The sequence below is a fragment of the Phenylobacterium sp. genome (assembly GCF_036263695.1).
Taxonomy (GTDB): domain Bacteria; phylum Pseudomonadota; class Alphaproteobacteria; order Caulobacterales; family Caulobacteraceae; genus Phenylobacterium.
On the sequence record NZ_DATAGM010000344.1, the window covers coordinates 1 to 4,668 of the forward strand.

Consider the following 4,668-nt stretch of genomic DNA (forward strand, 5'->3'; position numbering starts at 1 on the left):
GTCGGCGAACTGCGGCGGGTGGAAGTGGCGCGCGACCATGCCCAGCAGCTCGACCCCGCGCAGCAGCGGCGAGAGCAGCCCGACGAGCTCCTCGAGGACGCGCTCGTCCATGTCGCGATCGGCGGACCCGCCGGCCATGAAGTCCTCTTTAGGGCTGAAGACGCGCTACCCTAGCGCCCCGCACGTAGCCGTACAGCACTCCGGATTCCATGGCGCCTTTGCGGCAGGCTGACGCAGCGGCCACTTGAGGCGGCGGCCCGATTGGCCCAACAATGGCGCGGCCGACGGACCCCGGGGTTTTCCGGGCCGCGCCCCAAGACGACATTGATCGTGACTAGTCTCTGATTTTGCTTTGCTTTTGTTTGAGGGGATTTGAGCTGAGGATGCAAGTTCTGCACACGTCGGTGGTCGAGCCGACGGAAATCGACGCCCTGGGCCACATGAACGTCCGCTACTACCAGTCGCGGGCCCTGGCTGCGAACCAAGCGCTGATGGACGAGCTGGGGCTGGACCCCGAGAGCTGCGCCCGGCGCGGCGCGCTGCTGATCAACGAGGACGTCTACTGCCGCTACCACCGCGAGCAGTTCGTCGGGGCCACCATCACGGTGCGCGGCGGCGTGCTGGAGGCCGGTCCCGAACGGCTGCGGCTGTTCTTTGAACTGGCCAACGACGCCAAGGGCGAGGTGGCCGCGACCTTCGTCATCGTCGTCGGCCTGACGAGCCGCACGAGCCGGGTGCAGATGCAGATCCCGCAGGAGGTGCTCGCGAAGGCGCAGGCCTTCCAGGTCGGACTGCCGGCCCATGGCGCCCCGCGCACCATCGACCTTTCGACGCCCCGCGTGGACTTGGCCTACGACGAGGTGGCCGCGCGGCTCGAGGAGGAGATCGCCGACCCGATGTCGCGCCGGATGACACGCGTCATCGATGCGGCCAGCTGCGACGAGTACGGCTTCCTCTCCGAGCGCGAGGACATGATGTTCGGCCAGTTGCGCAGCGCGCCCAAGCCGGACGAGAAGTGGGGGCCGATGACCTTCACCACCGACGAGGGCCACCGCTTCGGCTGGGCCTCGCTGGAGACCCGCAACGTGCGCCTCGAGCAGCCGAGGGTCGGCGAGACCATTTGCTCGCTCGGCGCCGAGATCGGCCTGCACGCCAAGGTCCGCCATTCGCGCCGCTGGATATTCAATGTCACCACAGGCAGGCTGGTGTCGCTGAACGACAATGTGGCGATCGCGCTGGATCTCGACGCCCGCCGGCCCATCGAGATCCCGACGAAGGTGAGAAGCGAGCTGGACAAGCGCCACCTTCCGGAATTCGCCTAGTGATTGAGACGGGAACGCCAGGGAAGGAAACCCGATGATCAAGACACGCCTGACCGAGATGTTCGGCATCGAGACGCCCATCGTGATGGGCGGCATGACCGGGGTGGGCTACGCCCCGCTGGTGGCCGCGGTGGCCAACGCCGGCGCGCTGGGCTTCATCACCGCCCACCACTCCAAGTCGGCCGAGGAGCTGTTCGAAGAGATCGAGCGCTGCCGCAGCATGACCGACAAGCCGTTCGGGGTGAACCTGACCCTGCTGCCGTCGCTGAACCCGATCCCCTACGACGAATACCGCCGGGCGATCATCGAGAGCGGCATCAAGATCGTTGAGACGGCCGGCCGCAACCCGACCGACCACCTGCCGGACTTCAAGGCCAACGGCGTCAAGGTGATCCACAAATGCACCTCGGTCCGCCATGCGGTGACCGCGGTGAAGAACGGCGTCGACGTGGTCTCCATCGACGGCTTCGAGTGCGCCGGCCACCCGGGCGAGGACGACGTGGGCCTGATCGTGCTGCTGCCGGCGACGGCGGACGCGGTGGACGTGCCGATCATCGCCTCCGGCGGCATGGCCGACGGCCGCAGCCTGGCGGCGGCGCTGATGCTGGGCGCGGACGGCGTGAACATGGGCACCCGCTTCATGGCCACCCAGGAGTGCGCCATCCATGAGAATGTGAAGAAGAAGATCGTCGAGAACACCGAGCGCGACACGCTGCTGACCAACCGCACCCTGCGCAACACCTCCCGGGTGGCGCGCAACGCGGTCTCGGAAGAAGTGGTGCGGATCCAGCAGGACCCGACAAAGACCATCGAGGACGTGAAGCACCTGGTGGCCGGCATCCGCGGCCGCACCAACGTGATGGGCAAGGGCGACACCGACGGCGGCATCTGGACCGTGGGCCAGGCGCAGGGGCTGATCCACGACATCCCGACCTGCGCCGAAGTGGTCCGCAACATCACCCGTCAGGCCGAACAGCTGCTGGGCGACCGCGCCTCCCAGCTCCTCGGCGGCCGCCAGGCGGTCCCGGCCTAAACGACAACGACAAGAGGAAGCGACATGGCTGCCAAGACATTCCCGGTGGAAGCCGGGCACATCATGATGTTCGCCCGCTCGATCGGCGATCCGAACCCCGTCTACTACGACGCCGAAGCGGGCAAGAAGACCGAAGCGGGCGGGATCATCGCCCCGCCGACCTTCGTCCAAGCGAGCGCACAGTTCGATCCCGACTATGGGCTGCGGCCCAAGATCGGCCAGCCGTGGTTCGGCTCGGGCAAGAACCCGACGGGCATCCAGCGCACCGGCGGCGGGGGCGGCGGCGGCGGTGGGGGCGGCGGCCTCCATGCCGAGCAGCATTACGAGTACCACCGCCCGCTGCGGGCCGGCGACGTGCTGACGGCCACCAGCTTTCCCGGCAAGACGTGGGAGAAGCAGGGCCGCCGGGGCGGCACGCTGGTGTTCTCCGAAGGGGTCACCGAGTACCGCAACCAGGACGGCGAGCTGGTGGTCACCGCCCGCAGCGTCGGCGTGCGGCCCTCCAAGCCCGTCGAGCAGCAGCCCAAGAAAGAGGAGAACGCCTGATGGCCCTATCCGCCAGCCAGCTTCAGCCGGGCCAGACCCACACCGCCCGCATCGTCGAGGACCTGAAGCGCACCCAGATCGTCCAGTACGCGGGCGCCTCGGGCGACTACAACCCGCTGCACACCGACGAGATCTTCACCACCCAGGTGGCGGGTTATCCCTCGGTGTTCGCCCACGGGATGCTGACCATGGGCATGACCGGCCGGATGCTCACCGACTGGGTGGGCGATGCGCGTCTCACCAAATACGGCGTGCGCTTCACCAGCCAGGTGTTCCCGGGCGACACCCTGGACGCCACGGCGACGGTGAAGAACGTCGTCGAGCGCGACGGCCAGAAGCTGGTCGAGCTCGACGTGAAGACCGTCAACCAAGAAGGCGTCGAGGTGCTCTCGGGCTACGCCGAGGCGCGCGTCGACTGACCCGGTAGGGAGCGCTCTCATGCACCCGACGGTGTTCGCCAAGTCCGCCCCCGACCGGCCCGCCTATGTGATGGCCGGCTCGGGGCTGACGGTGACCTATCGGGAGCTGGACGAGCGCTCCAACCAGGGGGCCCAGCTCTTCCGGGCGCTGGGCCTTCGCCCCGGAGACGGGGTAGCGATCATGATGGAGAACCACCCCATCTACTACGAGGTGCTGTGGGCGGCGCAGCGCTCGGGCCTGCGTTACACGGCCGTCTCCTCGCGGCTCACCGCCGGCGAGGTCGAGTACATCGTGGGAGACAGCGGCTCGAAGGCCTTCATCACCTCGCAGGCGATGGCCGACGTGGCCCTCGAGGTCGCCGCCCGCACGCCGGACGTCCACCTGCTGATGGTCGACACGGCGCTCGGGCCCTTCGCCTCGTTCGGGGCCGAGCGCGCAAAACATCCCACCACCCCGATAGCCGACGAGACCCCCGGCGGGCCGATGCTCTACTCGTCCGGCACGACCGGCCGGCCGAAGGGGGTGAGGCGCGAGCTGCCCGGCGGGCCGCTGCTGGCGGGCGCCGACGCCCTGACCCAGTGGGCGCGCACGCTCTACGGCATGGACGAGGAGACCATCTACCTCTCGCCCGCGCCGCTGTATCACGCCGCCCCGCTGGGCTGGTCGATGAACGTCCACCGGCTCGGCGGCACGGTCGTCCTGATGGAGAAGTTCGATCCCGAGCAGTGCCTGGCGCTGATCGAGCGCCACCGGGTCACCCACGTGCAGTTCGTGCCCACCCACTTCGTCCGCATGCTCAAGCTGCCGCCCTCGGCACGGGAGAGATACGACCACTCATCGCTGAAGGTGGTGTTCCACGCCGCCGCGCCGTGCCCTGTGCCGATCAAGCAGGCGATGATCGACTGGTGGGGGCCGATCATCCACGAGTATTACGCGGGCACCGAGGGCAACGGCCGCACCACGATCAACGCCGAGGAGTGGCTGGCCCACAGGGGCTCGGTGGGCCGCGCGACGGCGCCCGTCGAGGTGAAGATCTGCGACGAGGACGGCGAGCCGCTGCCGCCCAGGGCCGAGGGGCTGGTCTACTTCGCCGGCGGCGGCAAGTTCTCCTACCACAACGCCCCGGAGAAGGTCGCCGAGAGCACCAACAAGTACGGCTGGACCACCCTCGGCGACGTCGGCTGGGTGGACGAAGAGGGCTACCTGTACCTCACCGACCGCAAGAGCTTCATGATCATCTCCGGCGGGGTGAACATCTACCCGCAGGAGATCGAGAACCTGCTGATCACCCATCCCAAGGTGGCCGACGCCGCCGTGGTGGGCGCCCCCGACGAAGAGATGGGCGAG

General features: G+C 68.3%; 5 protein-coding genes. All 5 read left to right on the forward strand.

Features of this window, described 5'->3' with window-relative positions; translation table 11 throughout:
- Window positions 1-383 precede the first annotated feature (383 nt).
- Window positions 384-1,322 carry an acyl-CoA thioesterase gene (locus VHK87_RS13805; protein WP_329635466.1) on the forward strand — a complete coding sequence of 313 codons (939 nt, stop codon included), beginning with the start codon at window positions 384-386 and terminating at the stop codon, window positions 1,320-1,322.
- 34 nt (window positions 1,323-1,356) lie between these two features.
- Window positions 1,357-2,355 (forward strand): nitronate monooxygenase, encoded by a 999-nt coding sequence (locus tag VHK87_RS13810; protein ID WP_329635467.1) that lies wholly within the window; start codon window positions 1,357-1,359, stop codon window positions 2,353-2,355.
- A 24-nt stretch (window positions 2,356-2,379) separates the two neighbouring features.
- Window positions 2,380-2,901, forward strand: coding sequence for an FAS1-like dehydratase domain-containing protein (locus VHK87_RS13815; protein ID WP_329635468.1), 522 nt, complete (start codon window positions 2,380-2,382; stop codon window positions 2,899-2,901).
- On the forward strand, window positions 2,901-3,320 hold the full coding sequence (locus VHK87_RS13820; RefSeq protein WP_329635469.1) for a MaoC/PaaZ C-terminal domain-containing protein: 420 nt from the start codon (window positions 2,901-2,903) through the stop codon (window positions 3,318-3,320). Before VHK87_RS13815 ends, VHK87_RS13820 begins: the two co-directional genes overlap by 1 nt.
- Before the next feature lie 19 nt (window positions 3,321-3,339).
- The coding region (locus VHK87_RS13825) for an acyl-CoA synthetase (RefSeq protein ID WP_329635470.1) at window positions 3,340-4,668 on the forward strand (1,329 nt) is incomplete at its 3' end.